The 24,080-nt window shown below is 53.2% G+C and carries 25 protein-coding genes; 17 read left to right on the top strand and 8 right to left on the bottom strand.

Annotated elements, in window-relative coordinates:
- Window positions 1–46: 46 nt before the first annotated feature.
- Window positions 47–457 carry a DUF2325 domain-containing protein gene (locus HNQ72_RS05080; protein ID WP_183990104.1) on the top strand — a complete coding sequence of 137 codons (411 nt, stop codon included), beginning with the start codon at window positions 47–49 and terminating at the stop codon, window positions 455–457.
- A complete protein-coding gene (locus HNQ72_RS05075) occupies window positions 438–659 on the top strand; it encodes a hypothetical protein (RefSeq protein WP_183990102.1) in 222 nt (73 codons plus the stop codon). Before HNQ72_RS05080 ends, HNQ72_RS05075 begins: the two co-directional genes overlap by 20 nt.
- A gap of 22 nt (window positions 660–681) precedes the next feature.
- Here the strand turns inward: HNQ72_RS05075 and HNQ72_RS05070 are convergent, their stop codons facing one another.
- The 4 genes from HNQ72_RS05070 to HNQ72_RS05055 form a co-directional block, all read right to left on the bottom strand.
- Window positions 682–1,050 (bottom strand): DUF423 domain-containing protein, encoded by a 369-nt coding sequence (locus HNQ72_RS05070; protein WP_373289369.1) that lies wholly within the window; start codon window positions 1,048–1,050, stop codon window positions 682–684.
- Between the two features lie 4 nt (window positions 1,051–1,054).
- The gene (locus HNQ72_RS05065; RefSeq protein ID WP_183991326.1) at window positions 1,055–1,444 is read right to left on the bottom strand and encodes a group II truncated hemoglobin; all 390 of its coding nucleotides are present in this window, start codon (window positions 1,442–1,444) and stop codon (window positions 1,055–1,057) included.
- A gap of 121 nt (window positions 1,445–1,565) precedes the next feature.
- Complete coding sequence (locus HNQ72_RS05060) at window positions 1,566–1,745, bottom strand: hypothetical protein (protein ID WP_183990100.1); 180 nt, start codon at window positions 1,743–1,745, stop codon at window positions 1,566–1,568.
- A gap of 87 nt (window positions 1,746–1,832) precedes the next feature.
- Entirely contained in the window at window positions 1,833–2,135 is a 303-nt protein-coding gene (locus tag HNQ72_RS05055; protein ID WP_183990098.1) for a hypothetical protein, read from the bottom strand.
- A gap of 424 nt (window positions 2,136–2,559) precedes the next feature.
- Here HNQ72_RS05055 and HNQ72_RS05050 point away from each other — a divergent pair, with 424 nt between their 5' ends.
- From HNQ72_RS05050 to rlmJ, 5 genes are all read left to right on the top strand, one after another.
- Window positions 2,560–3,282 carry a response regulator gene (locus HNQ72_RS05050; protein WP_183990096.1) on the top strand — a complete coding sequence of 241 codons (723 nt, stop codon included), beginning with the start codon at window positions 2,560–2,562 and terminating at the stop codon, window positions 3,280–3,282.
- Window positions 3,283–3,285: 3 nt separating this feature from the next.
- Window positions 3,286–4,653, top strand: coding sequence for an ATP-binding protein (locus tag HNQ72_RS05045; protein ID WP_183990094.1), 1,368 nt, complete (start codon window positions 3,286–3,288; stop codon window positions 4,651–4,653).
- 361 nt (window positions 4,654–5,014) lie between these two features.
- On the top strand, window positions 5,015–6,139 hold the full coding sequence (locus tag HNQ72_RS05040) for a porin (RefSeq protein WP_183990092.1): 1,125 nt from the start codon (window positions 5,015–5,017) through the stop codon (window positions 6,137–6,139).
- Between the two features lie 790 nt (window positions 6,140–6,929).
- Complete coding sequence (locus tag HNQ72_RS05035; RefSeq protein ID WP_183990090.1) at window positions 6,930–7,274, top strand: hypothetical protein; 345 nt, start codon at window positions 6,930–6,932, stop codon at window positions 7,272–7,274.
- Between the two features lie 45 nt (window positions 7,275–7,319).
- A complete protein-coding gene (gene rlmJ, locus HNQ72_RS05030; RefSeq protein WP_183990088.1) occupies window positions 7,320–8,141 on the top strand; it encodes a 23S rRNA (adenine(2030)-N(6))-methyltransferase RlmJ in 822 nt (273 codons plus the stop codon).
- On the opposite strand, the gene HNQ72_RS30380 is transcribed toward rlmJ, so the two are convergent.
- Window positions 8,142–8,435 (bottom strand): hypothetical protein, encoded by a 294-nt coding sequence (locus HNQ72_RS30380; protein ID WP_188868308.1) that lies wholly within the window; start codon window positions 8,433–8,435, stop codon window positions 8,142–8,144.
- 169 nt (window positions 8,436–8,604) lie between these two features.
- Here HNQ72_RS30380 and HNQ72_RS05020 point away from each other — a divergent pair, with 169 nt between their 5' ends.
- The 7 genes from HNQ72_RS05020 to HNQ72_RS04990 all read left to right on the top strand — a co-directional run bounded on the left by HNQ72_RS05020 (window position 8,605) and on the right by HNQ72_RS04990 (window position 17,448).
- Window positions 8,605–10,482, top strand: a complete 1,878-nt coding sequence (locus tag HNQ72_RS05020) for a ribonuclease H-like domain-containing protein (protein WP_183990086.1) — start codon at window positions 8,605–8,607, stop codon at window positions 10,480–10,482.
- Window positions 10,461–11,525 (top strand): adenylosuccinate synthetase, encoded by a 1,065-nt coding sequence (locus tag HNQ72_RS05015; RefSeq protein ID WP_183990085.1) that lies wholly within the window; start codon window positions 10,461–10,463, stop codon window positions 11,523–11,525. Before HNQ72_RS05020 ends, HNQ72_RS05015 begins: the two co-directional genes overlap by 22 nt.
- Window positions 11,522–12,679 (top strand): hypothetical protein, encoded by a 1,158-nt coding sequence (locus HNQ72_RS05010; protein ID WP_183990084.1) that lies wholly within the window; start codon window positions 11,522–11,524, stop codon window positions 12,677–12,679. Before HNQ72_RS05015 ends, HNQ72_RS05010 begins: the two co-directional genes overlap by 4 nt.
- A 296-nt stretch (window positions 12,680–12,975) precedes the next feature.
- On the top strand, window positions 12,976–14,178 hold the full coding sequence (locus tag HNQ72_RS05005) for an ABC-three component system protein (protein ID WP_244654294.1): 1,203 nt from the start codon (window positions 12,976–12,978) through the stop codon (window positions 14,176–14,178).
- A complete protein-coding gene (locus HNQ72_RS05000; RefSeq protein ID WP_183990083.1) occupies window positions 14,175–14,660 on the top strand; it encodes a three component ABC system middle component in 486 nt (161 codons plus the stop codon). Before HNQ72_RS05005 ends, HNQ72_RS05000 begins: the two co-directional genes overlap by 4 nt.
- Complete coding sequence (locus HNQ72_RS04995) at window positions 14,657–16,615, top strand: DUF3732 domain-containing protein (RefSeq protein ID WP_183990082.1); 1,959 nt, start codon at window positions 14,657–14,659, stop codon at window positions 16,613–16,615. The genes HNQ72_RS05000 and HNQ72_RS04995 overlap by 4 nt, the downstream gene beginning before the upstream one ends.
- A 263-nt stretch (window positions 16,616–16,878) precedes the next feature.
- Window positions 16,879–17,448 carry a tyrosine-type recombinase/integrase gene (locus tag HNQ72_RS04990; protein ID WP_183990080.1) on the top strand — a complete coding sequence of 190 codons (570 nt, stop codon included), beginning with the start codon at window positions 16,879–16,881 and terminating at the stop codon, window positions 17,446–17,448.
- A 31-nt stretch (window positions 17,449–17,479) separates the two neighbouring features.
- On the opposite strand, the gene HNQ72_RS04985 is transcribed toward HNQ72_RS04990, so the two are convergent.
- Window positions 17,480–18,988: a hypothetical protein gene (locus tag HNQ72_RS04985; RefSeq protein WP_183990078.1), complete on the bottom strand. Its 1,509-nt coding sequence runs from the start codon at window positions 18,986–18,988 to the stop codon at window positions 17,480–17,482.
- A 99-nt stretch (window positions 18,989–19,087) separates the two neighbouring features.
- Between HNQ72_RS04985 and HNQ72_RS04980 the strand changes: the two genes are divergently transcribed.
- On the top strand, window positions 19,088–20,470 hold the full coding sequence (locus HNQ72_RS04980) for a hypothetical protein (protein ID WP_183990076.1): 1,383 nt from the start codon (window positions 19,088–19,090) through the stop codon (window positions 20,468–20,470).
- Between the two features lie 109 nt (window positions 20,471–20,579).
- Here the strand turns inward: HNQ72_RS04980 and HNQ72_RS04975 are convergent, their stop codons facing one another.
- The gene (locus tag HNQ72_RS04975) at window positions 20,580–21,722 is read right to left on the bottom strand and encodes a hypothetical protein (protein WP_183990074.1); all 1,143 of its coding nucleotides are present in this window, start codon (window positions 21,720–21,722) and stop codon (window positions 20,580–20,582) included.
- Between the two features lie 95 nt (window positions 21,723–21,817).
- On the opposite strand from HNQ72_RS04975, the gene HNQ72_RS31220 reads away from it, so the two are divergent.
- Window positions 21,818–21,955, top strand: a complete 138-nt coding sequence (locus HNQ72_RS31220) for a DUF6626 family protein (protein ID WP_373289367.1) — start codon at window positions 21,818–21,820, stop codon at window positions 21,953–21,955.
- 375 nt (window positions 21,956–22,330) lie between these two features.
- Window positions 22,331–23,056 carry a hypothetical protein gene (locus HNQ72_RS04970; RefSeq protein WP_183990072.1) on the top strand — a complete coding sequence of 242 codons (726 nt, stop codon included), beginning with the start codon at window positions 22,331–22,333 and terminating at the stop codon, window positions 23,054–23,056.
- A gap of 82 nt (window positions 23,057–23,138) precedes the next feature.
- Here the strand turns inward: HNQ72_RS04970 and HNQ72_RS04965 are convergent, their stop codons facing one another.
- Window positions 23,139–23,918 (bottom strand): DUF2958 domain-containing protein, encoded by a 780-nt coding sequence (locus HNQ72_RS04965; protein WP_183990070.1) that lies wholly within the window; start codon window positions 23,916–23,918, stop codon window positions 23,139–23,141.
- Window positions 23,919–24,080 lie beyond the last annotated feature (162 nt).

Genomic DNA, 24,080 nt, shown 5'->3' with positions numbered 1-24,080 from the left:
CGCTCACCGAAGGTTCCCGAGACGAGAATCGATCAGGCGAGGCGTGATGGCGAAGAAGCAGAAACGGAAGAATGGCGGCGCAAGCGAGGCGGCACCTGCACCCCAGCAGGCGAAACCGGATCGTGATGCGATCGATGTCCGCAGCTTCCTTTATGTAGGTGGCCGTGACTGCCAGGTCGCTCATCTGCGTGCAATTGCGACTCGTCACGGGGCTGAACTGATCCATCATGACGGTGGCCTGCGTGAGGCAGTCTCCCGTATCGATACCGTCCTTCCCTCTGTCGACTGCGTTTTCTGCCCCATCGACTGTATCAGCCACGATGCGTGTCTGAGGGTGAAGACGGGCTGCAAGAAGTTCGGCGTCGCCTTCGTCCCGCTGCGTAATGGCTCTAAATCGAGCCTTGAACGTGCGCTCCAGACGATGAAGGATAAAAGTGATGAAAGACGAGCGTCCTGATCCCAGCCTGTTTATCGGCCTGCACAAATTGGCTGAGCAGAATGGGGAGGGACTGGTGCCGGAACTTTACGAGATTCTGGCGAGCCGTAGTCGGGACGAGCGAGGCGACGGTAATGTCGTCCGTTTTCCCGCCCATGCCACTATAAGCCCCGCGACCGTACCTTCCTGGGAGGCGGGTAAAGTGCTGTTGTTCCGCCGGTAAAGCCGGCAGACGACATGAATGGTCAGGCGCGGCGGCCAAGAAAGGCGCCCGCCGCGACCAATAGCCATCCGAGCATCATCAGCGAGCCGCCTGCCGGTGCCGCAAATGGAAAAAGCCTGTCTCCGAGATAATGCCGCGACACGAGATCGCCGGCAAAAAGGATTGTCCCCAGACCAAGGGCGAGGGCAGAAAGCGTGGCTGTCCTGAATGTTGCGTGACCAAGATAAAGCGCCAGCAGAACCGGTGCGTGGGCAAGGCACATGGTGGAGGCATTGCCAAGGAACTGCGTGTCGCCGCCATGGCTTGCTGCGGCCGCGAGCGCCACGCCGGACAGACCCATCAAGCCGCTGACGAAGAGAAACAACGGGCGCAGTTTCGCTAAATTTTCCAAGAGCCTATTCCCTGTTCTGCATGTGATGGCCAAGGCGCTCGATCGGCGGCCAGATGATGTCGCGTAGTTTCGGATTTTCAATGGTTTCGTCCAGCGCGCGGCTGAAGCATAAAAGCCATTCGTCGCGTTCGGCCGGCCCTATTGCTGCGCCGAAGTGGCGGGAACGCAGTCGCGGATGGCCATATTTTTCGACATAGACGGGCGGGCCGCCGAGATAGCCCGTCAGGTATTCATAAAGTTTCGCTTCGCTGTCTTGGAGATTCTCTGGATGGATAGCACGGCAATTGCGTGCCTCGGGTAAGGTGTCCATCAAATCGTAAAAACGCTTCACCAACGCTTTTACTGCCGCATCGCCGCCGATCGCTTCATAAAGAGTGATGGTCCCGTCCGTCATCATGCCCATCCCGCATTATCCTCATGCGGTGTTAACCGGCGCGAGAGGGGCGGGCAAGTAGATTGACCGTATCGCTTACATGCGAGAGCGGACGCCCAGGAATGAACGCAACGCTATCGGGTCATTCCGGCCCGGAATCGGTGTCCTTGCTGTCCTTTGCGGGCAGCGACCCCGTGCCCGGTGTCTTGTCGTGGTCCGTCAGGCGATCCTTGGCGTGAGGCCCGGCTGCCGGATGGCGTCCGGTCCCTGCGTAGGCACTGCCACGTTCAACTGCTTCGCGCGCGTCTCTGTCTTCTGCCATTGTAGCCTCCATCTCTTGTTAGGAGGAAAACGACCGCTGCGACGGTCTGTTCCGCAAGGTAAAAACGTTGTCGCGCAGATGAAGTAATTAGTAGCCGTGGCCGATGGTGATCGGCGTGATCCGGCGGCTGTAGATATCGAGGCTACCATCTTCCAGGACGCGGTAACGCTCTTCGACGCGGTTTCCGAAGCCGTTTAAAAACTCGTGAGTGAAAGTATAGCCGACGGGCATGTTTCCAAGCCGAGCTTTCGATTTTCCGCCATACGTGAGGCTGCCGGCGATAGGTGCTATGCCGGGTCCATAATCTATCGCACGAAATTCGGGGTTGCCCGTGGAGTTGCAGGCAGTCAGCACTACTGTCGCAAGAACCATTACAAGCAATTGTTTCATTGAACAGCTTCCTTCTCTGGGTGCGGCTTTTGCGATGAACAGAAACCCGTAATAAGGGATTTAGTTCAAGCCGAAGGACAAAGGAAGACAGTTGCCTGTGTGGAGGGGTGAGGCTGGAAGCGCAACCGAGTGGTGTCCTGACTGGAGGTCGAGAATAAACCGGCGGTTCCGGTTGCGCTTCCAAAGCAAGGAGCTGTGAAAGGTGGTTCTTTTCACAGCGTCAACATCAACGGAGAATTCGACGCTACCATTGACCGGGTAAGAATTTCGAACTCTTCGACAAAATCCTTATAGCGAATGTTTGTCTCCGGATTATCCCTGACAAAAGCCAGAATGGTATCGGTTTGTCGCATTCGAAGTGTCTGCGACGTGCCGTTACAAAAATCCTGATGCGTGGCGATCTGGCATCGGATAAATCGCTACCATGGCAAGCTCTCCTAATATCCTGATTGTCGACGACCACGCCCAGACCCGTGATGCCCTGAGGCTCTACCTGGAGAAGGTAGGCATGCGGGCGGTTGCGGTCGACAGTGGCAAGGAGATGGACAGGGTCCTGACGTCCGGAGGGTTCGATCTGATCATTCTCGATGTCATGTTGCCGGGCGAGGACGGATTGGCGATCTGCCATCGGCTCAGAGCCACAAGCAAGATTCCGATCCTGATGCTAAGCGCGCTCAATGAGGAGACGGACCGTATCATCGGCCTTGAGCTCGGGGCGGACGACTATCTCGCCAAACCTTTCAATCCGCGCGAAGTTGTGGCGCGCATCAAGGCGATCCTGAGGCGTTACGAGCCGTCGGCGCCTTCGCTAGGCGGGGAGCATGGCGGTCAGGTGCTCCGTTTCGGTAACTGGTCCCTTCAGATTGATCGTCGCTGCCTCTTCGATGAGGATGGTGTGGAGACACCGCTCACCGTTGCCGACTTTCAGTTGCTTATGGCGTTTCTCGAGCGACCAAGGGTCATCCTGTCACGGGAGAGGTTGCTCGAGCTGACCTCGGCGCGCAGCGCAGGCCCGTTCGATCGCGCCATCGACAATCAGGTCAGCCGATTGCGGCGAAAGATCGAACAGAGTAAGGATCGCCCCGAACTCATTATCACCGTGCGCGGAGGCGGCTACTGCCTCGTTGCGGATGTGACCAAGGTCTGAGACATGAAAATCGGCGTTCCCCAAAGCGTTCGAGGACAACTTATCCTGCTGCTCCTTGGCTGTCTGCTTGCGGCGCAGATACTCAGCATTTCCTATTTCATGCATGACAAGAACAAGCAGATTCTTGGTTATCGGGCTTTCGATGCAGTCGAGCGATTGCTCAGTACCGCGAAATTGCTGAGGACCCTGCCTGCAGCTGACGATGAAGCGATCATCAAAACCCCCTCAGAATGGGGCATGCAGTTTACGATTACCGATGCGGCTCCGCAGGTGCGTGATGAGCTGCTGCCTTCTGATGACATCGCAATCTTCCTCAAGAACAAATTCGGTGTAACCGTCGGGGATGGTTTCATTCTTGCTGCAACAGAAATTGCGCCGAGCCATGAAATAATGGGCCACGCGACCAAGCCCGGCCGTAACTTGGTGCTTCTGGCTTCCATCACCCTGGATGACGGCCGGTGGCTTACTGCGCGTGACGTGATGCGCCTGCCAAAGACATGGGCATGGCAACTGATGGCAACAATCCTTGTAACGATCCTGATCGTCGTGGCGGTCGTGTGGATCATCGTTGCAAAGATCACCACGCCGCTTCAGCATCTGTCCAACGCCGCCGACAATCTTGGTCGAGGCGAAAGCCCACAGCCTATCTCGGCTTCCGGTCCTTCCGAGCTTAGAAAGCTCACCCATGCCTTCAACGACATGGCGGCGCGCCTTACCAGATTGCTCAACGAGCGCGCCAAGATGCTCGGGGCGATCGGCCACGATCTGAAATCTCCGATCACTGCGATGCGGTTGAGGATCGAGCTTCTCGATGACGGTGATTCCAAGGATCGCCTGGGCGTGTGTCTCGATGAGATACAGGAACTGGTAGATGGCGCGCTCTCGCTTTCCCGAGGTTATGACACCACGGAGACGGAAACCGTATTTCAGTTCGAAGATCTGATGCAGGAGCTGATTGCGGACCTGGTCGTCGCCGGAGGCGACATTACTCTCGTCAATCCACACCGGTTCTTTATCCATGGCCGCCGGGGCGCCTTGAAGCGTGCGGTCCGTAATGTCGTGGAAAATGCCCTGCGTTACGGCTACCGGGCGAGGATTTTCGTTCGTCCGGCAATGGGAGACGTATGTCTCCTGATCGATGATGACGGCCCGGGCATTCCCGAGGCGGACCGGATCCGGGTCTTCAACCCGTTTGTTCGCCTTGAAGAATCCCGCTGCAGGGATACGGGCGGAAGCGGCCTTGGCCTTGCATTGGCCAAGTCGATCATTGACGCCCATCAGGGCAAGATCCGTTACGAGGAAGCCGATTCGGGCGGCGCTCGCGCTGTTATCATGCTGCCGCGATTGATGGACCAGGCAGGCGCTGCATAAGCCCTGTTTCGCGGTGTTGCTGCGCCTTTGCCAGCGTTTCCAGCCAATCTCGGCCTCGGGAATCACGCAGCTATATGTGGCCGGAATACGAGATAAAGCCCTCCGCGTCTTTGTCGCAGAAACATGGCCGCCTCCCGCCGTTGATACGGTTTGATTACCATCAAATTACGTACGGTTACAAACCGATGCGGCTGGGCAACATCCTCGATTACGGCACTCTGTTCTCGCCCTGACGGCAAGTGCTGCTGCTTTCACCTCCCGGCCACCCCTCGTATTCATTGCTCACCGAATATGCCTTCGGTTTTTCAATTTGGTGGGTGGGGGCTCCGAGCCGCGGTCCATCATCTCAATGGAGATCATAATGAACATCAAGAGCCTCCTTCTCGGCTCCGCTGCAGCTCTCGCAGCAGTATCCGGCGCGCAGGCTGCCGATGCGATCGTCGCGGCAGAGCCCGAGCCGATGGAATATGTCCGCGTTTGTGACGCCTTCGGCACCGGTTATTTCTACATCCCCGGCACCGAAACCTGCCTGAAGATCGGCGGTTATGTCCGCGTTCAGGTTGATGGCCGCAGCGACGACGACTTTGGCGGTCAAGCCGGTTACCGTACCAACACCCGCGCTCAGGTTCGCCTCGAAGCCAAGACCGACACCGAATACGGTGCGCTCACCTCGCGCATCACGCTTCGCGCCAACAACAACTCGTCGAACGCCTATTCGGTAAATATTCCTAATGCTGCTGGTGGTACTGACACCTACAGCTCGTCGCAGGGTAATAGCGACTTCTTCCTGGAAGAAACCTACATCGAACTGGGTGGCTTCCGCGTTGGTTACTTCTACAACTATTTCGACACTGGGCTTCCGGGTGAAACCGTTCTGGCCGACGACCGTCCGTACAACAACGGTGGCGAAGGCGCTGACACGCTGAACAACTCCATCCGTTACACCTATGACGGCGGTGCATTCTCGGTTTACGGTCAGGTTGATGCGTTCAACTCGCAGGCCGGTTACAAGACCGACGATGCAGGCAATGCTGACGAAATCGGCATCAACGGCGTCATCACCGGCAAGTTCGGTGGCGTAACCGCCGACTTCTTCGCTGGTTACGACTTCGACAACGAAAATGCAGCTCTCGCTTCCACGCTGACTGCAGAGCTCGGCCCGGGTTCGCTCGGCATCTTCGCTGCTTACTCCTTCGGACAGAACCGTTACTTCGACGCTTCCGAGTGGACGATCGGTGCGGAATACGCCATCAAGCTCACCGACAAGTTCAGCCTGACCCCGGGTGCCCAGTACTGGGATAAGGTCAGCCTCGACAGCGACGGCGACTTCGACGGCGGTGACGCATGGCGCGTTGGTCTGACGGCTGACTACGCCATCACCACCAACCTCGCTGCCAAGGCAACGATCAACTACACAGACGTTGATAACGGCACCGACTCTGCCGACAAGTGGGACGGTTTCCTGCGTCTGCAGCGCTCGTTCTAATTCGATCGCACATCTTACGCGAAAAGCCCGGAGCAATCCGGGCTTTTTGCGTTTTGGGCGTCTGCTACATGACTGATCGCGTTGTTGGCTGCTCAGCACTGAGCCACGCGAGTGAAAATCACGCGCAGAGATGCTTTTCGGAGGTAGGGCTAGTGATTTCGGTAGTTTAGTGGCGCACCCGACAGGATTCGAACCTGTGACCTTTGGAATCGGAATTGGAATGATTGGGTTTTAACACGTTGATATTTTTAACTCTGGCAACGCCTTGTGCTGCTGATGTGCTTTCTGCAAATGCGACTGTCAGCGACTAAAGCTTCGGCTCCAAACAGACAGCCTTATCACTTTGATAAGCGCCAGACGGGTATCATGGTGGAAAGCACCTGTTCACTCATGACCCATGCTTTAGATCATGACGACGCTCCGCTTCTTATCCAGCGAGCATATCGCAATGTCATGAAAGTGGGGAAAATGAGGAGGAATTGGCTTTTGAGTTGGGCGCAGCGGAAGACCCCGTTCGTAAGCCAGCTGCAGCGTGCGACTCATATTGCAGATGATAGGATCTTCAATGCATAACTTTCAGCCGGATGATGAGACATTAGAGGCGTTGGAAAACCTTCGTGTTTTCTACGGAATAGAGACATATACCGGAGTTATAAGGCGAGCTCTTGCAGTCGCCACTTTGTTAAAAGATTACTCCGAGCCGGATGGTTCTTTGAGGGTTTTGAGGCCGAACACTGAGGACAAGGAAGTCGTCAAAGTTCCTCAAAGATATAAAGAGTAGAGGGCTATCGTGAAATCGTATGTAGAAAGTGAAGTATCACAGAGGCGCCTTCTGGACGCAGAGAAGCGCTTCAACTTCAAGCAGCAGATCAACCGTTCCGATACTGAAGCGAAGGCCCAAGTCGCCGAGAAGATAATCCGATTAGCGTGTTTCTCAAACGCGGCTCTGTTTGTGATCATCTTGATTTCATTGGGTTTCGACCAGTCCAATCTTGCGAAAGGTTATTATTTCAGCCAGATCGTCTCAGATCGCCTCTTGGGGTGGCTTGTTGCCGGGATCGTTCTGGAGGTGGCAGCGGCCTTCTGTTGTTTCGTGTGTTTTTCAGGCACCCGTCGCCGGGATGTCGACAGATAGCTCATAAATGTGATTTACCCGCCGTTTGAAGAATGGAACGGGCTTATGAATTACCGACACGCTTACCACGCGGGAAATCACACAGAGGTTTTCAAACACGCAGCTTTGACATTGCTGTTGGATCATCTCCGATTGAAGGAAAAGCCTTTTGCGGTTCTGGATACTCACAGCGGTGTTGGATATTATGACCTCCAATCTACCGAGGCGAGGAAGACGCAAGAGTGGGAGGAAGGGGTCAGGAAAATCTTTGATAGGCCTTTGTCGAGTGCTCCGACATACTCCGAGCTCTTAAAGAACCTCAATCCAGGTGGGTTGGCCATTTACCCAGGCTCGCCCGAGATCATTTTGCGATCGCTCCGTCCCGGTGACCGATTGATTGCAAACGAGCTTCACCCTGACGACCATGACCTTTTGAGCATTCGCTATCGACTGTCGCGTGGCGTTACGGTGCAAAACCGGGATGGCTATGACGCGATAAATGCGACGGTACCGCCGCTTGAACGTCGAGGATTGGTTTTCGTTGATCCGCCTTTTGAAAAAAGCGACGAGGTCCACGCGATGTGCAAGGGGCTGGCCAAGGGATTGAAAAAATGGGGAACTGGAATTTTCTGCCTCTGGTATCCTTACAAAACCTCTTCAATTGGAGACGCGTTGGCCAAATTCGCGGAGGAAAATGGTTTTCAAGAGACGCTAAGAGCCGATTTCTTGACCTTCCCGCCCGATGGGGTTTCTCTCGCTGGCGGTGGCCTCTTGATATGCAACACGCCGTGGAAATTTGATGAGAAGCTGTGCAATCTTTGCAGCGAGCTAAAATCAATATTCAAAAAAAGCAGCTATTCAATCTCTTGGGTAACCAAGCCAAAGTAATCAGTGCACTCTGTCGTTCGGCATCACTTCATCCTCTTCCATCGCATGGATCGCGACCATTAAATCTCGGAGGCGGTAGGACATGCGCTCGTTTCCGCGCTCAAACGCAGCAAGTGCCCGTCGATCGAGTTCATCCAAGGTTTTTTCGCTACCATACTTTTTCATAAGCCTGATGGCTCGAAACCATGCGGATCTCGGGATTCCGTAGTCGTGAAGTCGCGACTGGTCGTTGATCCAAATCTCGACGGAAAACTCTAGATCGCCATCAGAGGAAATTATTCTTTCGCGCTTCAAATGCCACCTACTTATCAACTGCAAAATTATCTGATGGGGTCGCGAAAACCCGTGAGACTGCGCTATGCTCAATCGATATCACAGAGTCGCATCTCTGCGATATCTTAGAATGTAGATTGGCGCGAGACAAACCTGCCTGACTAGAGGCTCTCCTGTCCCAGGTGGGAAAATGCTTAAAAAGGTCGAACAATCGAAAGTCCCGAAGGCTCTTCCCCGCCATCTGCGTGAGCAGCTAGCGCTCTGCCACGAATATCCTCAGGACATTCTTTTCCTCGATATTGAGACAACGGGACTCAGTCACTACTACGACGAGATCACGATCATTGGGTGGTCCTTTGACGGCAAAGCTTCTACCGTTGTAAAAGGGACGAGTGCCGACGATTTCCGCCAAGATGCGGCACGAGCCAAGGTGATGATCACCTTCAATGGAATCCGTTTCGACCAGCGCTTCATTCTCCAGGAACTCGAAGGCATTGAGCTGCCGAAACATCATATTGACTTGATGTATCTTTGCAGGCGAGTTGGTCTGACTGGCGGACAAAAAGCGATCGAGCGTGAACTCAAGCTCAGTCTTCGAGATGGTTTGGGCGACGTTGATGGTTTCGCTGCGGTCTTGTTGTGGCATGAGTATCTGCGTGGCGACGTCTCTTCACTCCAAAAGTTGATCCGCTACAATCGCGCTGACATCGGTGCCATGGGCGCCATCTTCGATCGTGTTCTGCAGCTTTTTGCTGTTGAGCGTGATTTATTCCAGGCCTCTACGCGGTTTGCCGAGTGGGCTGCGCCAAGTAATTGGTTATCCTTACCAGATCTTTCGCCTCCTGCGCCGCATCTGGTTGCCGCTCCTCACTTTGACGAACTGCTTGCAAGTACTCGGGCCGGGAACGCGACGATCGTCGGTATCGACCTCACCGGCTCAGAAGCCAAGGGCAGTGGGTGGGCCTTGCTGCGAGGTAGTGAGGCCGAATGCCGCCTTGTATTCAGCGACGCCGACCTGATCGCACAGACGCTGGCCTCCAAACCTGATCTTGTTTCAATTGACTCCCCACTTTCTTTGCCATTCGGCCGAACGACCGTGGAGGATTCAGACCCCGGTCGCGATGAATTTGGGATCATGCGTCGCTGTGAGCGCGAGTTGAAGCGGCGCGGAGTGAATGTTTATCCGTGCCTCCTGCCGAGCATGCAGAAGCTTACGGCCCGCGGTATTCGCTTGGCCAACACACTGCGACACCTTGGAATTCCAGTCATAGAGAGCTATCCTGGGGCGGCTCAGGACATCATGCGCATTCCTCGAAAAGGAGCGGGCATTGAATGGCTGAAGCTCGGGCTCGGTCGGTTCGGTATCCGTGGAAGTTATCTTCAAGAGAATGTGTCACACGATGAGCTTGATGCGATCACGTCTGCTTTGGTTGGCTCATTTCATCTAGCAAACCTTACGGAGGCGCTGGGCGACAGCGATGAAGCTCCCCTCATCATACCGGATTTGAACGCAAGGTGCGGCTCCTTCGTTGTCGGGGTCAGTGGCCCGATCGCATCCGGCAAAACGACATTTGCCCGCGAGTTGGAAGCCTTGGGGTTCGCCTACGTTCGCTTCAGTGAGGTCTTGGATGATCTTCTGCTAGAGCAGAGGCTCGAGCTAAGCAGGGAGAATCGCCAGAAGTTGGGTCAGGAAATCAATCTAAGCGGTAGGCAGCGATGGCTTGCTGAGCGAACCCTTAAACGTGTTGAGCACGCTGATCGGATCGTCATAGACGGGTTGCGGTTTGGTGACGATCACGCCTTCTTTTCCGAACACTTCGGTGGATGCTTCAAGCATATTTACATCGAGACGGAGGACAGAGTAAGGAAATCCCGTTATTCGGCAAGGGACGGTAACGGCTGCTACGAAGAGATAATTTTATCAGACGTCGAACGCGGCGTACCTTCACTAAAGCCGCTAGCCCACGAAATCTTTTCGAATGACGGCAGTCGCTCTGCGCTATCAAAGCGCGTAGCCGAGATTGTCCAGGAAGTCGAGGAGTACGGATGCCAGTCTCAATTGTTATAGGTGGGCAATTCGGCTCGGAAGGGAAGGGCAAAGTTGCCCTCGAGCTCGTTCGTCAGCACTCACGATCCGATGTAACTGTTGTTCGTGTTGGTGGGCCAAATTCCGGACATACCGCTTACGATCGCGACGGAAATAAGTGGGCTCTGCGGCAGATGCCCGCAGCTTGCCTCGACAGAAATGTGGATGTTGTATTTCCTGCAGGGTCCTACATTGAGCCTGAACTTCTTTTGCGCGAAATCACGGATCTTGATTACCCGCTGGACAGAGTGCGCATTAGCCCGTTCGCTCGCGTAATAACCGACGAACATCGTGACTGGGAGAAAAAAGCAGGTATCACGAAAGCAATCGGATCGACAGGGTCTGGTGTCGGTGCCGCAGTGCTGGCCGCAATTGCAAGGAATGCTGAGAACTTAGCTCTTCCGTCACCGTCTGCTGGTGAGAATGAGCTTCTTCGTCCTTTTACTTGTGATGTAGGCGCATATCTTGATACTGCACTCAGCCGAAATGGCAGGATAATTATTGAGGGAACTCAAGGTTTTGGTCTGTCGCTGCTCGACGGAGGTTTCTGGCCTCAGGCAACCGCTCGTTACACAACTGCCGCCGGTGCGCTTGCTGAAGCTGGTCTCAGCCCGAGAGTGGTGGACAATGTAACTTTGGTCCTGCGGTCATATCCGATCAGGGTCGCCGGAGAGTCCGGGCCGCTGGTGGGTGAGTTGACTTGGGAGGAGGTTGGCAGACGCACCGGTAAAACCGGGTTACAGGAGTTTACTACGGTAACACAAAAGCTGCGACGAGTTGGTGAATTTGAACCATATCTGGTCAAGCGGGCAATCAGTGTGAACCGGCCGGACCATGTCGTGATAAATCATATGGATTACATTGGTGAGCCGGACCAACTTGGCCGACCGGGAACGGAAGTCGAGAATTTCCTGGAGTGGGTGACGTCAGAGATTGGGCCGGTACATCTGCTAGGATTTTCTCCAAATAACGTCGTCCACAATACATCTTTATGTCAGTTAAAAACCGGGGAAGCACGGCGTTGACTGGGGATCCCAATGTAGAAAAGGAGGAGAGGGTTCTCTCGACTGAGCAGGCTAAGCTACTGGCGTTCAAAATGCTGCACCAGCCAGACCCTTGCTCAGACATACCACCCTCCCTTCTATCCGGGTACGATATCGACCGCTATGTTCGCCTGACGGGACTGATTTCTCCCTATTACTCCGGAGGAGGAATGGGAAACCGTATGAAGAAGGCTTCATACGAAGGACGAATCGGCAGCAAAGCATATTTCTTTTCGGAGAAGGGGGATCTGGAGCCGATACTTGTTAAGGGGGAACCGCTCCGAGTTCCTGCGAATTCGATTGTGTTCGTAGAAAGCGACCTCGAATTTCGATTGCCTGACTATATTGCGCTCCGTTTCAACCTCTCCATTCGTCACGTACATCGAGGCCTTCTGCTTGGGACAGGACCGCTCGTTGATCCCGGTTTTTGGGGGAGGCTGTGCATCCCGTTGCACAACTTGACCAATGAAGAGTACCTTATTGCTCCGAATGAAGGGCTTTTCTGGGTTGAATTCACAAAAACAACCCCTGGAGAAATAGTAGGGCGAAATCCTCTTGTTTCCGATCCTCAGGAACAATCAGACTCTCTAGATCGTGGGCTTTGGGACATAGAGAAATTCATCAGGAAAGCAGCGAGGCCGCTAGATCCTGCCAAACCATCTATCCCGATTCGTAGCTCTATCTCGGTTGTGGCTGAGCAGAACCGTAAACGGGCAGAGACAGCCGCCGACGAAGCGACAAGAGCTCAGAAGCAAGCCGAGGAATCGAAGAAGGAAGCTGAGGCCGCAAAAAAGTCGTCTGTAGAATCAAAGGCTGCGCTAGAAGAGATAAAGGCTAAGGTCGAGAGTTACGGCCTCATCGGTGTTTTATTATCTTTGGCTACTGCCTTCACTCTATGGGGCACGTTCTTTTTTGGCGTTAGAGCAGACATGGCAGCACTCGGCGCACGACTTGATGGCGAAATTGCCGCTCGCCAGAGCAAACCGAACGATGCTAAGCCAGATTCAGCAAAGTCGACGGAGGCGGAGCGGCTAAAGTTTGACGTTGATAATCTCAAGCGGCGTCTTGACGATGTTGTCCGGGAAAATGACGCTCTTAGGACGCAGATCCAAACGCTCACCAGCGGCCAGAAGTAATCGTGTGTTCGTCTATTCGTGCGCCAATGCGAAACCTAATATTTCGCACAATTTTTGATATTTTGAACGACTATGGCAGCTCCGGGCGCGAAGGTATCCGAAGGCTCGAAGACGTCGCCTGCAAAGCGTTTTTTACGGGAAAATAAACAAGGAAAGGTGTTGCGCGATTGACATGCGCGGCTCAAATATCAGGCTAGCACAGGTTACATTCATCGACTACGTTGCTTGCAAAAGTTGTCTCAGTCGCATGAAGGACTCAGGCGTTCACTGCCTAGTCTTTATGTTGGATCATTTGCATGAGCGCCATGATATCTGCGTCACCGTTCTCTGCAGCCGCTCAAGGCTTGGGCTACTTTTTCCAGTATCGCTTCTCTCTGCTTAGAGCACTCGAACTTCCCGACGGAGGCACGTTATTTCTTGAGCGAAACGACGACTTTGAACATGTTGCTGCTGACGGATTGGTTTCGGCATCGTCCCTTAAGCATAAAGCCGTAGGCGAAAAGCTCACCGATCTGGCGACCGACTTCTGGAAGTCAGTCCGGATTTGGCTGGGCCTCTACATCAAGGCGGGACAAGGGACTGGACACGATGTTCGCTTCATTTTGGTCACGACTGCGAGCGTTCAACGGGATTCATTCCTCGGCCTGTTCTTAGGAGAGGGAGAAGACGACATGCTTCGGACGGAGAAGGCCGCCGAAACCCTAGCTAAAAGCTCGTCTGAAACGATAACGAAAATCGCCGCCGAACTCGATAGACTAACGCAGGAGCAGCAGCGCGACTTCTTCGGTCGCATTTCTATCATACAGGAGTCCGCCCGTATCGATGAGCTCCCCGCGATGATTGAGCAACGGCTGCGAGCTGTGGACCGTCGCCACCGGCAAGCCGTTTTTGAACGGCTGGAAGGTTGGTGGGTTAATGTCGTGACAAATCACCTCGTCGGCGGTGGCGTCGACCCGATCCATATTAGCGCAGTCTCTGACAAACTGAGTGCGATCAACGACGCATACAAGTCTGACAGCTTGCCGATCGACTTCTTGGGAAAGAGCCCTGAGAGCGTCGACGCCGCCTCCGATACGCGAACCTTCGTTGAGCAGCTTCGTGCATTGGGTCTATCGGACGAGCGAATTCGTCGCGCCATCATAGACTACTACCGCGCCTTCCAGCAGCGATCGAGCTGGGCTCGCGAGAGTCTCTTAGTCTCCAACGAGATAGAGGATTATGAAGAACGTCTTGTCGAGGAATGGGACAGGTTTCGCGAGATCGCGTGCGAGCTTGTGACGGACGAAAGCAGCGAGGAGTTGTGCCGGAAAGCGGGGCGTGAACTCTACGATTGGGCGCAGATGAGGACTGGTGATTTGCGAATTCGAGAGCGCGTCACCGAACCCTACATTGTCAGGGGGACGTTCCAAATGCTTGCCAATGTTGATCCAAGCCCGCGAGTGCATTGGCATCCCCGGTTCATGGAGCGACTGGCCAAAGTGCTGGAGGTCGCGGTTTGAGACCTTGGAATGAGCGTCCGGTCGAAATTCGTAACCTCTTCAACCCCGCTTTCTGCGGTCTGGTGCTCTCACGGGCTTTGACTGCCTTCCAGGAGATTGACGGAAGAGGAATGCCTTTCTCCCTTTCACTTCTGGTCCTACCCCTCTGCCTCCATCGGCAAACCAGAGACGTACTGAGAGCAAATAAGAAGAGCTATTTCCTGAAGATCGTCTCTGAGCATCCCGAGTTGCAAGTCGGTTTAGCGAGACGTTGCAGCGATATTATTCCGTTTACCTTCGAGGGCTTCGGCCTCCTCATGCAGTCGGGCGCACTGGCGGTTGAGGGGAATGGTCGCCTACGAATCGGTCCGGGTATCCGCAAGACGCTCTCGGGTACGGCAGAGTCGATTGAATGCCAAAGGGCGGCGGCCTTTCTCGGTAAAGAATTTGCTCGCATCGCCGACCGTAGTACCGTCTACGCAACATTAGGAGTACGCCCTTGAGGATCAAGTCGATCCACCTCTACAGCGGGGATGGCCGCCGTCGTGACGTGGTGTTCCACGATGGCCTGAACATTATCACGGGGCGTTCGTCTACGGGAAAGTCGGCGCTGTCCGAGATTATCGAGTATTGTATGGGGCGTTCAACTTTTTTGGTGCCCGAGGGAGCGATTCAGGATCGTGTGGCTTGGTACGCGGTAATCTATCGGTTCATCGGCGAGGAGGTCTTGGTCGCAAAACCTGCGCCAAAACCCGGGGTGGCCAGTTGCAGCATCGCGATGGTCCGACGAGGTGCTGTCGTTGAAGCTCCAGAAGCGGATGAGTTGGCTGTGAACAACAACGACGACGGCGTCGTTGCCCTTCTCTCGAGTCTCGTAGGTATACCGGACAACGTCACAGACGTACCTATCGACCACAGCCGTGCGAGCTTCGAGGCGACGATCCAACATACCGTTTATTACCTTTTCCAAAAGCAGGAATTCGTCACAAGCAAGACCCAGCTTTTCTATCGTCAGAACGAGGACCATCAACCGCAGACCATCAGGGATACGATGCCCATAATTCTCGGTGTATCGGGCAAGGACAAATTTCTGATCGACACACAGTTGCGCGCCGCCAATCGCGAGCTTCGCATCACCACAAAACTCGTTCAGCAAGCGAGGGACGCATCTGCGGGAATGGAGACAAAGGCCGTTGGTCTTGTGTCCGAAGCGCGAGGCGTTGGCATTTTGCCCTCTGTAGAAGTGGGTGGTGACGTCATCTCTCTTCTGCGTCAGGCGCTGTCTTGGAGGCCTACAACCATCCCCGAGGACGACGGACAGCGAGTATCCGCGATCGAGCAGGATATCACCGAATTGCGGGAACAGCGTCGAGCGATGGAAGACCGTATCAAGGGCGCGCAGCAGTTCGCTGGGCAATCTAGGAGCTTCGAGTCCGAGGTTTCGGAACAACAGGACCGCCTCACGTCAATTAAGGCATTACCGCGAAACGTTGCGACGGGCGAATGGCAGTGGCCGTTCGCCGAGAAAGACCTGGGAATGGCCACTCCCGTCGCCGAAGCTCTTTTGAGCGAACTTCATTCTTTGGATCGGGAAATGACTGCGGTCACAGGTGAGCGGCCGGTTCTCGACGCTTACCTTGCGAAGCAGGTCGCCGACTCTTCTGTAATTACCGGCCGCATTGCGGAGAGGGAGGTCGAACTGGCAGCGGCGATCGCTGCGAGCGAGATCCTTGAAGAAATGGGAAGCCGTAACAATGCGGCTGCACGCGTCGTGGGCCGCATCAGTTTGTTTTTAGAGAATCTGGTACCCGATGAGGAACTGACTAGGTTGGTGAATGAAGAACGACGCTTACGGCGGCGCGTCCAGGAACTGGAAGAGCGGCTCGGTGCAGACGATTCCGACACCCGTCTCCAAGCAGCCCTCAGCAACATCGCCCAACATATGTCTGGTTACATTCGCGAACTTGGTGGTGAATTTGGAGAGTTTCCAGCGAGGTTGGATCTCAGAGCACTGACGGTCGTGATCGATCGTCCCGGTCGTCCGGTTTACATGTACAAGAGCGGAGGTGGGGCGAACCACCTGGCCTACCACCTCGCAGCGATGCTTGCATTTCACCGCTTCACTTCCCAGTACAACCTACCTGTTCCACGTTTTATGCTTATCGACCAGCCGACGCAGGTCTATTTTCCATCAGAGGCGAGTTACAAGAGCGTTGGGGGCACCGTGGATGAGACCGAACAGGGGGACGTTGACCTTGAGGCGGTCCGTAAATTGTTCGCTCTCTTGTCACGCTTCGCGATGGAGGATGCGCCGGGCTTCCAACTAATTGTGTCTGAGCACGCCAACCTTCGGGATGAGTGGTTCCAGGCCGCTCTTGTAGAAGATCCGTGGACAAAACCTCCGGCTTTAGTACCTGACGATTGGCCGAATCTTCCCATTGCTCAAATTGATAGGTGAGGGACCTACCTCGCTGGGGATGACGCTCATTTGTCGAAAGCCAGGCGGCATCGAACTTTGCATGCGTTATCTTTAACGGATGGCTGCTCGTCGGTTCACCGGGAAAGGAAAACCTAAGAAAACACATATTTCCTTAGGTTCCGGCCGTCTCCCTCCTGAGTCATTGAATTTGCTTGAAAATTTTCAGACGAAATCTGCGCTCGCTCTTTTCCCATTTCGGCAACATAACGAAAAGCTACGATGACAGCTTTTCGTGAGGTTCGATGAAGCAAGCGCGTGTTCTGACGGATGCCGAATTCAAGCGACTGATGGCCGTAGTGGCGCAGAGGAAACATGCACCGCGAGACAAGCTGGCGATCCTGCTTTCCCATTTCGCCGGGTTACGTGTCGGAGAGATCGCCGCTCTAAAAGTCTCCGATATCATAGACAGCGATGCAAAGCCCCGCGAGCAGCTACGGCTGAGCGCCGACATCACGAAAGGCGGTCAAGCCCGCGTCGTTTTTCTGAACGACAGACTCCGCCGCGAAATCGTCAGATATAAGGTCGAATGCCTCGGTGACCGAGGAGCAAACTCCCCGTTGCTGATGACACAGAAGAAGACGGCATTTTCCGCCAATACCCTTTGTCAGCTCATGGCGCAGATCTACGGAAGCGCAGGTATGGATGGGGCAACCTCACATAGCGGTCGGCGCTGGTTCATCACCCGCCTCGCACATTCAGGCGTCAGCCCCAAGGTCATCATGACGCTTGCAGGACACAAGAACCTGACGACCACGCAGCGCTATATCGACGTGAGAGACGATATGATGAAGGCCGCCGTCGATCTTCTGTGACCATCAAAAGTTCACTCGGGCGAACTTTTGATTATCTCAGTTCCTCGCAGACCATCGTTCTGTCAAGGTTAGCACTGATGGCGAAGGGCGAGACGTAGAGAAAGCGATCGCCGTCAGACCAGATATGATCAATGCAGAACGCGGCGTCCTTCACATCGCTATCGGCAATGTATCCGGTCAGATCCTCATTATAGGGGACGACCGTTCCGATAAACGCAGAGAGATCGGCCATCGACATTTCTCTGTCCTCGCCAATCGGCGTTACCGTCATGACTGGGCTCAAGAAATCGAGACCCGAAAGCATGTGTGCAGGCGAGATCAACCACATTTGATTGCCCTTAATATCCCAGGACAAAGCCTTCGGTGCATTCTTCCCAATTAATAACTTCGGCAAGTTTTCGATCGCATGCTTCATATCCGCTGCAATAGCCTTGAATTGGCGGGATTGCGTAGTGAGAGCTTGCCCCTGCCTGAGCGTTTTGGTGAGGTCCGGCTCTAGCTGCAAAAGTTTTACGGTGCGTTCAATACTGCTATCATCTACAAAATGAACCTCTCCGTCGACCACGCTGAGAGACCAAATCGGGTCACTTGGAAAATGAGCGGCAAACTGCTTCGCATCATTGACCGTCATGACGAACACGCCATTTTCTCCCAACTCGGCAATCGGCGCGGCAAGCACGACACTAGCGTGAGCGAAACTGGGAGCGTCAGATACGAAATCAAGTTTTGTTGTCGTGCTGCTGCCTTCTGACGTGTCGTTTCGGAATCGAATAAAGCCTTTCCCATTGCTCGACGCGGCACACGTTCCAACGATCAGGTCAATAGCCCGATAGAGATTGAACAACGGGCGTGACTTGAGCGGGTGGGTGTCGGGAATGCGTTGTTTAGCCAATTCAAGCAGATACTTGTCAGTGCTAATGGTCTCCGATTCGTTCTTAATATCAACGAGAAACGTGTTTCCCTTACCGTCCGAGTAGAGCAGCGAGCGATGATAACCCTCGTTGATTTCGGGAAGGCCTGAGATCGCAGCGGAAATAGGGGATTGCCGCAAGCTTCCTCGAATGCTTTCCAACTGTGTTGAGCGGAGAGAATTGGTTTTCTTTCCCTTCTTTTTCCGAGAGTATTCGACAGCCTCTTCGTATCTGGCTTTGACGCCGCCCTCTTTAATCCAATCGGTGAACGCAACATTGCCTATCTGATCGGTCGCATAGGCGAGAACGGTACTAAGCTCGCTCAACCAGCTTTTGCTTTTCTGATTTCCAAATGCCAACTTCACGAGAGCGTTGTAAGGGTTTTCCTTCGTGACCTTATTAAGCTTGAGCTTCTGGTCGCTCGCTTTGAGGAACGCGCCGAAAACCTCCTCAAGCTTGCTGATGTCTCTGCCAAAGGTGAATAACTCTCCCAGCGCTTCATACAGCAGATCGTGGCCGCCACTTTCATACTTATTGAACTTTTCAGCCGAAGTTCTGATGGCCTTAAAGCGCTGATCGAATTCTTCAGCTGCTCTTCCAGTTGAAGGTTTTTTAACTGCTAGGGCCATTGGATGCTCGCTTTGGTATTTCATCTCGTCGGCGCGATCTCAATCGGAAATCCCTAATAATTTCGCAAAGCGAGCTAGCAATTTTCGATAGGTTTTTCGATGGCGCGACTACTCTCCAATCATGCGATATACACCCCTGCTATAAGCACGGCTTACGCGCGATATGGACACGGGGAAAGCTTCAAGCGCGATTACACATTCGAAGAGAAGCAGCTACATTTTCTCAATCCGAAGACCATGGACGGCCTCTTTCACTATCCCTGCTGCCTTTACAGCGCTGGTCAGGCTGCGAAGACCAAAGCTGAAGGCAAGAAGACCACATTCGTTTCGAAGAGTGTTCGAAACGAAGAAGAAACGCTCGTTATCGGCGACAGCGGTGGCTATCAGATACAGCAAGGAACCATAAAATTCGATGGCGATAACACTTGCGACCGTATCCTGAAGTGGCTGGAAGCACATGCCGATTATTCGATGACACTGGATTTTCCAACAGGTGGCATTTCCAGCGGAAAAATGGAGCCGCACCTGAAGCGATTAGTCGCGGACGGACATAATATAGAAGCGATGACGGCCCAGAACGGGCAAGCTTTGCTCTTTAACGCCGCGCTACATCAATCTCTGCTGAACCTCGATTATTTCGTCAAACATCGCACAATCGGTAAAACGAAATTTCTCAACGTCATTCAAGGCAGGAACGAGGCAGAGAGCAAAATCTGGTACGATGGGGTCAAGGGCTACGATCTCGAGGGATGGGCTTTTGCCGGCGTGCATCAGAAAAAGTTCTCAATGGTCTTGAATCGTCTGCTGGATATGTGGAGCGATGGCTATTTGCAAAAAGCCGAATGGATACATTTTCTCGGCGTTTCCACGTTCCCAGCAGCTTATCTATTCACCACAGTCCTGCGGTGCATTCGGCAGGTTAATCCGTCGATCGGTATTTCCTTCGACACGTCGAACGCGTTCACTCTTGCGGTCAATGGTTTGTTTTACGCCTCCGCACGACAGGACAAGCACGTGTCCAGCGCACAACATTATCAACTGCCGGAGGTCGCGCCTGATAACGAAGATATTACGTTAAACGAGCTTTGCTCTCGGCTCAGTTCCGCCGATGTCGTCCCAAAGGACCAGCTAACGCCATGGAACAATATCTTCAAATTACCAGCGAACACCCATATCGGTGAGCGCGTAAGAATGAGCGATCTGCTAATGCTACGGAAGACAGGCAAGGGGCGAAAAATGACGCCCGACGGCATCACCTTCCTGATGAACCACAACGCAGAATTCTTGCTTCGCTGCTTTCGCCGCCTCAACACCAATATAGATAATTCCGCGCATCAGGATTTCATTCCGACTTCGGCTTACGTGGCCAAATCCTGCATCGAACAGGTTCTAAATGAAGCGCTCATCGTCAAGAACGTTCATAGTGCGCGGGCGATGATTCAACGCATGGAACCAATGCTTGACGTTCTTGCAGTGAAATAGTGGCACGTACGCCCCTGATCCTGTCGTCAACGACGGAAAAAAGTTCGGCTGGGCGAACTTTCGTAGGGAGTATCGGCTCTCCCTTGCCGTCCCTCCCAGGATCTCCCATCTAGTTAGTATCTAGTATTACTTTTTTATTCCTTCCTCCGTCATCAATAACCTTCATTGCTGCGACTTTACATCTTTGTGATATGGAATGGCTTTCTCCTTGCACACCTCCATTCGTCACCAACGTGCCAGCACAAATGGGCTCCGCATGCGCAGCCATAACGCACTCATCATTTGGACAAGTTTCCGGCGAGACCATTTTTGATGCCGCATTCATCGCTGTCTTCTGCTTCTTACCCAGTGCGAAACGCAGGGAGCGAAATCCCGACATATCGTCGCCTTTCAGCCAAGCCACGTAAGCTCGGATGTCCTTGTCCGGCCACCAGCTTCTGTCCTTTTTAGCATCGCGGTCGTCCTCGTCGAAATCAGCAAAGCGCTTGCCTTTAAAATCGTCCTCTATGCGAAACTTCAGGCAATACCGTACTATTCTCTGGATGTTTCGGTTGACTGGTCTATCCACGTCGAAAGGTTGAATGTCCACCTGATACGGACCCGAGTGGCCATCAGCTTTAAATGCCAACTTTATTTCTTCCAATGGCACACCTCCCGTCTGAATAATTACATGGAGATGGGGACGCCAAAATGTGTCGTTGTCAGCGGCCAAAAGCGGCATTCCTAACGCTTCAAGCGCAATTCGAGTTTTCCTGCCTGCGTTTTGTAGGGCGCCGAATTCCATGCGATCGACTTCCCACCAGCCAAGCATTTGAAAGCTATCCCACTTAATGTCTTGGCGGCGCTTACGATTTGCCAAATTGACAAACTTCCGTTTTTCCTTGTTCATAATCTGACGTAGGTCACTCAAGCACATGATCGGCGGCAGAAGGATCGTCGCGAATGCCAGATCCTCGTTTGCGCAGCAACTAAACGTCGAGCGGATTGCCTGCCTTGTCTGATCTTTCCGTTCCCGCAGGAAACATCGCGGACACAATGGTAGGCCACAATATCGGACATTGTTCCAATCATCGATTTGACCGCATGTAGCCATCTTCGTTACGACTGGATGATTAACATCAAATGCGTCCTGCAGCCTGTCTCGTTGCTGCTGCATTCCCGGCGAAAGCCAACGAAATTGCCCAAGCTCCCTCCGTGAGAAGAGCCTAGCCTTAATCATTTCTGCTCGAATTTTCTGAATATCATTAATCATTATTATCCTCTCGAAAATATATCTCAGTGCTATTTATAAAGCACAAGCATATATCCTCCGGCCGCCAAGGATAAATATTCAAAAAAGGAGGTGGCATGAAAATTACACTTATTTATGAATCATTTAAAGAGTTTGGACTAACCCAGTCACAGCTTGAATTTTCGCGTATTTGGCTCGGAAGAAGCCCGCGATATTACTCACATCTCGTGTCTTCAGGCGAGAGCCGGGATTAGCAACGTTATGCGCCATATCATGGCGTCTCGAACGACTTATTGAACATGAGCCTGATCATTTCGGCTTCCTGCTAGATTTCAAGCATAAGCTGAAAGCGCATATCGCGCACAGATCGATCATTGATTTACGTCGTAGAAAATTTTTGTCGCCAACCGATAATCCTCATCCACGGTAATGCTTGCTGTTTCAAAAGATTTCCATGCCCCCGTTTCTCAACGAGCTATTCATTGATGTCCACACGAACGCCTTTTTCGAAGAAAGCTATATCCGATTTGAATAAGGTAGGTTTCACCTGGAATTAAGTGCTGCGCCGTATTCTCCGAACGCGGAAACGGGGAAAGACGTTGAGAATTTTATCCAATATCGATGCCTACATGGCAGTTTATCGCCAAGAGTTGCTCGAAGAAGCATTGTGCGAGGCAGTCAAACGGAACCCCCATCCGGCGAATAAGATCGATGGGAAGCGATCCGAGCAATATTGGCTAGAAGCATTCTCGGAAGCTAATGTTGACAAGCATCAAGCTTGTTCCTTCTTTCGCAATTTCCAACTTGAAAGTCAGGCTGTTAAGTTTGAATATCAAGCGGTTGCCGATGAGATTAATATTGTAATCCTCAATAAGAACCCTGCCCAGTCAGAGGTCGTTTCACTATCTTCCAAGCTGAAGGCGCTAATCACCACAAAGGCAAAAGGACAGCAGACGTCAGCAGCGTCTAAGCTACTCACCTTTATCAAGCCTCACGACGAGGTCTACATCTGGGATAAATATGCAAACCAAGCTGTTCGTTGGCGCAATAGAGTGCAGAAGGGTTTACGCGATTATTATTTGGATCCTGATGAAAACCACGACTACTCAGCATATGTCGCAGCGAGCCATCTAGCCTTTATTGCGGAGAGGCAAAAGCCGGAGTTTAAAGCCGCAGTCCTCGAATTTGATTCCCGGACCCAACGTGAGCGAGGCCCGATCTCCGATCGACAAAAGATTGGCTTTCAGTTTCTTGAAAGGCGCCTCTTTGACAAGTTGATGTATTTGGAAGGGCAGGCGATAGCTAAAATCAAAGTCTCCCGTCAAGCTCGCGAGAAAAGAAACGACAGTCCCTAGCGACCGTCGTCAAAACGGTGTTTTCACGAAAGTCAGAAGACATTCTCGCAATTATGCAACCAACCGCCAGATGAATGCCGTATCATCTGAAATCGTAATCATCGTCGATTGTGCAGGTAAGAGCTTCAAACTGCGGTACCGCCTTCCCTGTCACATGCTCCAGCAGGTGCGCGACATATCGGGATGGAGGCGGTGACGGAAGCCATGCTGGTTTCCCTTTCAGCGATAGAGCCTTCAGTTCCCCATCCTTGACGACGCGACCTGTCACAGCGGCAGCTTGAATATAGCGGCTGATCGGGACGGTCGTTGAGAATTGCTCGTCCCGCACCAGTTCAATTCCCGCCATCGGTCGCAATGCAAGAAGATCGGATATCCATAGTGGCTGAAATCGAGGTGCGCCGCTGAGATTATGAAGTGCATCGACGGCGTTGCCGCAAAGCCTACTGCGCGTCAGGAGAATTTCCGCCTCACCGTCAGGATCATAAAATCGTGCCACAGGCGGGAAGTTTGCGCTTGGCCGCGAATGCCAGAGTAAGCGGCGCAGCAATGTATTCGGGAACATCTGCTTGAAGCGTCCCGGCAGGTCCATTTCCAGCACACGAAAATTCTTTCCTTCCGCGAGGTCGAAAAGGATTTTCGCACGCCATGACGCCGGTGAGAGATAGTGCTGTGTGGAGACAATGCCGTCGGTCTCATAGCGAAGGAAAAGAGGGCCTTGTTTCTTCAGCAGCCGTAACGGCTCGCCACCGACGAAAAGCTCGTTCAGGCATAACAAGGTGAGATCACGGCGCAGTCCCGATAAAGTGGGTTGCGGCGGTTCTTCATCGCTGATTTCTCGTTTGTCATTTTCAGTCTCTTTCATGTCATGCCCCATGGATTGCAGGGCGAACAAACAGCCTTTTCAAGAAAAGAGCGAGTAAAGACAATTGCTTAGAGTGACATCGTTCATCGCGGTGACGGAGATGTGCTTGCCTAACCCTGCTGTGCCCGGACAGGGGTCTACAGCGCGGTTGCGGGGATCCAG

Origin of the sequence: Aliirhizobium wenxiniae, assembly GCF_014201355.1 — a bacterium.
Lineage (GTDB): Bacteria > Pseudomonadota > Alphaproteobacteria > Rhizobiales > Rhizobiaceae > Neorhizobium > Neorhizobium wenxiniae.
The sequence above is the reverse complement of the archived record's forward strand: the minus strand, read 5'-3'. Positions and strand labels throughout refer to the sequence as shown.

What these genes read in the sequence shown, in the direction of transcription:
- HNQ72_RS05080 (WP_183990104.1), top strand. Translation starts at nt 47, where the DNA reads ATGGCGAAGAAGCAGAAACGGAAGAATGGCGGCGCAAGCGAGGCGGCA.
- HNQ72_RS05075 (WP_183990102.1), top strand. Translation starts at nt 438, where the DNA reads ATGAAAGACGAGCGTCCTGATCCCAGCCTGTTTATCGGCCTGCACAAA.
- HNQ72_RS05065 (WP_183991326.1), bottom strand. Translation starts at nt 1,444, where the DNA reads ATGACGGACGGGACCATCACTCTTTATGAAGCGATCGGCGGCGATGCG.
- HNQ72_RS05060 (WP_183990100.1), bottom strand. Translation starts at nt 1,745, where the DNA reads ATGGCAGAAGACAGAGACGCGCGCGAAGCAGTTGAACGTGGCAGTGCC.
- HNQ72_RS05055 (WP_183990098.1), bottom strand. Translation starts at nt 2,135, where the DNA reads ATGAAACAATTGCTTGTAATGGTTCTTGCGACAGTAGTGCTGACTGCC.
- HNQ72_RS05050 (WP_183990096.1), top strand. Translation starts at nt 2,560, where the DNA reads ATGGCAAGCTCTCCTAATATCCTGATTGTCGACGACCACGCCCAGACC.
- HNQ72_RS05045 (WP_183990094.1), top strand. Translation starts at nt 3,286, where the DNA reads ATGAAAATCGGCGTTCCCCAAAGCGTTCGAGGACAACTTATCCTGCTG.
- HNQ72_RS05040 (WP_183990092.1), top strand. Translation starts at nt 5,015, where the DNA reads ATGAACATCAAGAGCCTCCTTCTCGGCTCCGCTGCAGCTCTCGCAGCA.
- rlmJ (WP_183990088.1), top strand. Translation starts at nt 7,320, where the DNA reads ATGAATTACCGACACGCTTACCACGCGGGAAATCACACAGAGGTTTTC.
- HNQ72_RS05020 (WP_183990086.1), top strand. Translation starts at nt 8,605, where the DNA reads ATGCTTAAAAAGGTCGAACAATCGAAAGTCCCGAAGGCTCTTCCCCGC.
- HNQ72_RS05015 (WP_183990085.1), top strand. Translation starts at nt 10,461, where the DNA reads ATGCCAGTCTCAATTGTTATAGGTGGGCAATTCGGCTCGGAAGGGAAG.
- HNQ72_RS05005 (WP_244654294.1), top strand. Translation starts at nt 12,976, where the DNA reads ATGAGCGCCATGATATCTGCGTCACCGTTCTCTGCAGCCGCTCAAGGC.
- HNQ72_RS04990 (WP_183990080.1), top strand. Translation starts at nt 16,879, where the DNA reads ATGAAGCAAGCGCGTGTTCTGACGGATGCCGAATTCAAGCGACTGATG.
- HNQ72_RS04985 (WP_183990078.1), bottom strand. Translation starts at nt 18,988, where the DNA reads ATGGCCCTAGCAGTTAAAAAACCTTCAACTGGAAGAGCAGCTGAAGAA.
- HNQ72_RS04980 (WP_183990076.1), top strand. Translation starts at nt 19,088, where the DNA reads ATGGCGCGACTACTCTCCAATCATGCGATATACACCCCTGCTATAAGC.
- HNQ72_RS04975 (WP_183990074.1), bottom strand. Translation starts at nt 21,722, where the DNA reads ATGATTAATGATATTCAGAAAATTCGAGCAGAAATGATTAAGGCTAGG.
- HNQ72_RS31220 (WP_373289367.1), top strand. Translation starts at nt 21,818, where the DNA reads ATGAAAATTACACTTATTTATGAATCATTTAAAGAGTTTGGACTAACC.
- HNQ72_RS04970 (WP_183990072.1), top strand. Translation starts at nt 22,331, where the DNA reads ATGGCAGTTTATCGCCAAGAGTTGCTCGAAGAAGCATTGTGCGAGGCA.
- HNQ72_RS04965 (WP_183990070.1), bottom strand. Translation starts at nt 23,918, where the DNA reads ATGAAAGAGACTGAAAATGACAAACGAGAAATCAGCGATGAAGAACCG.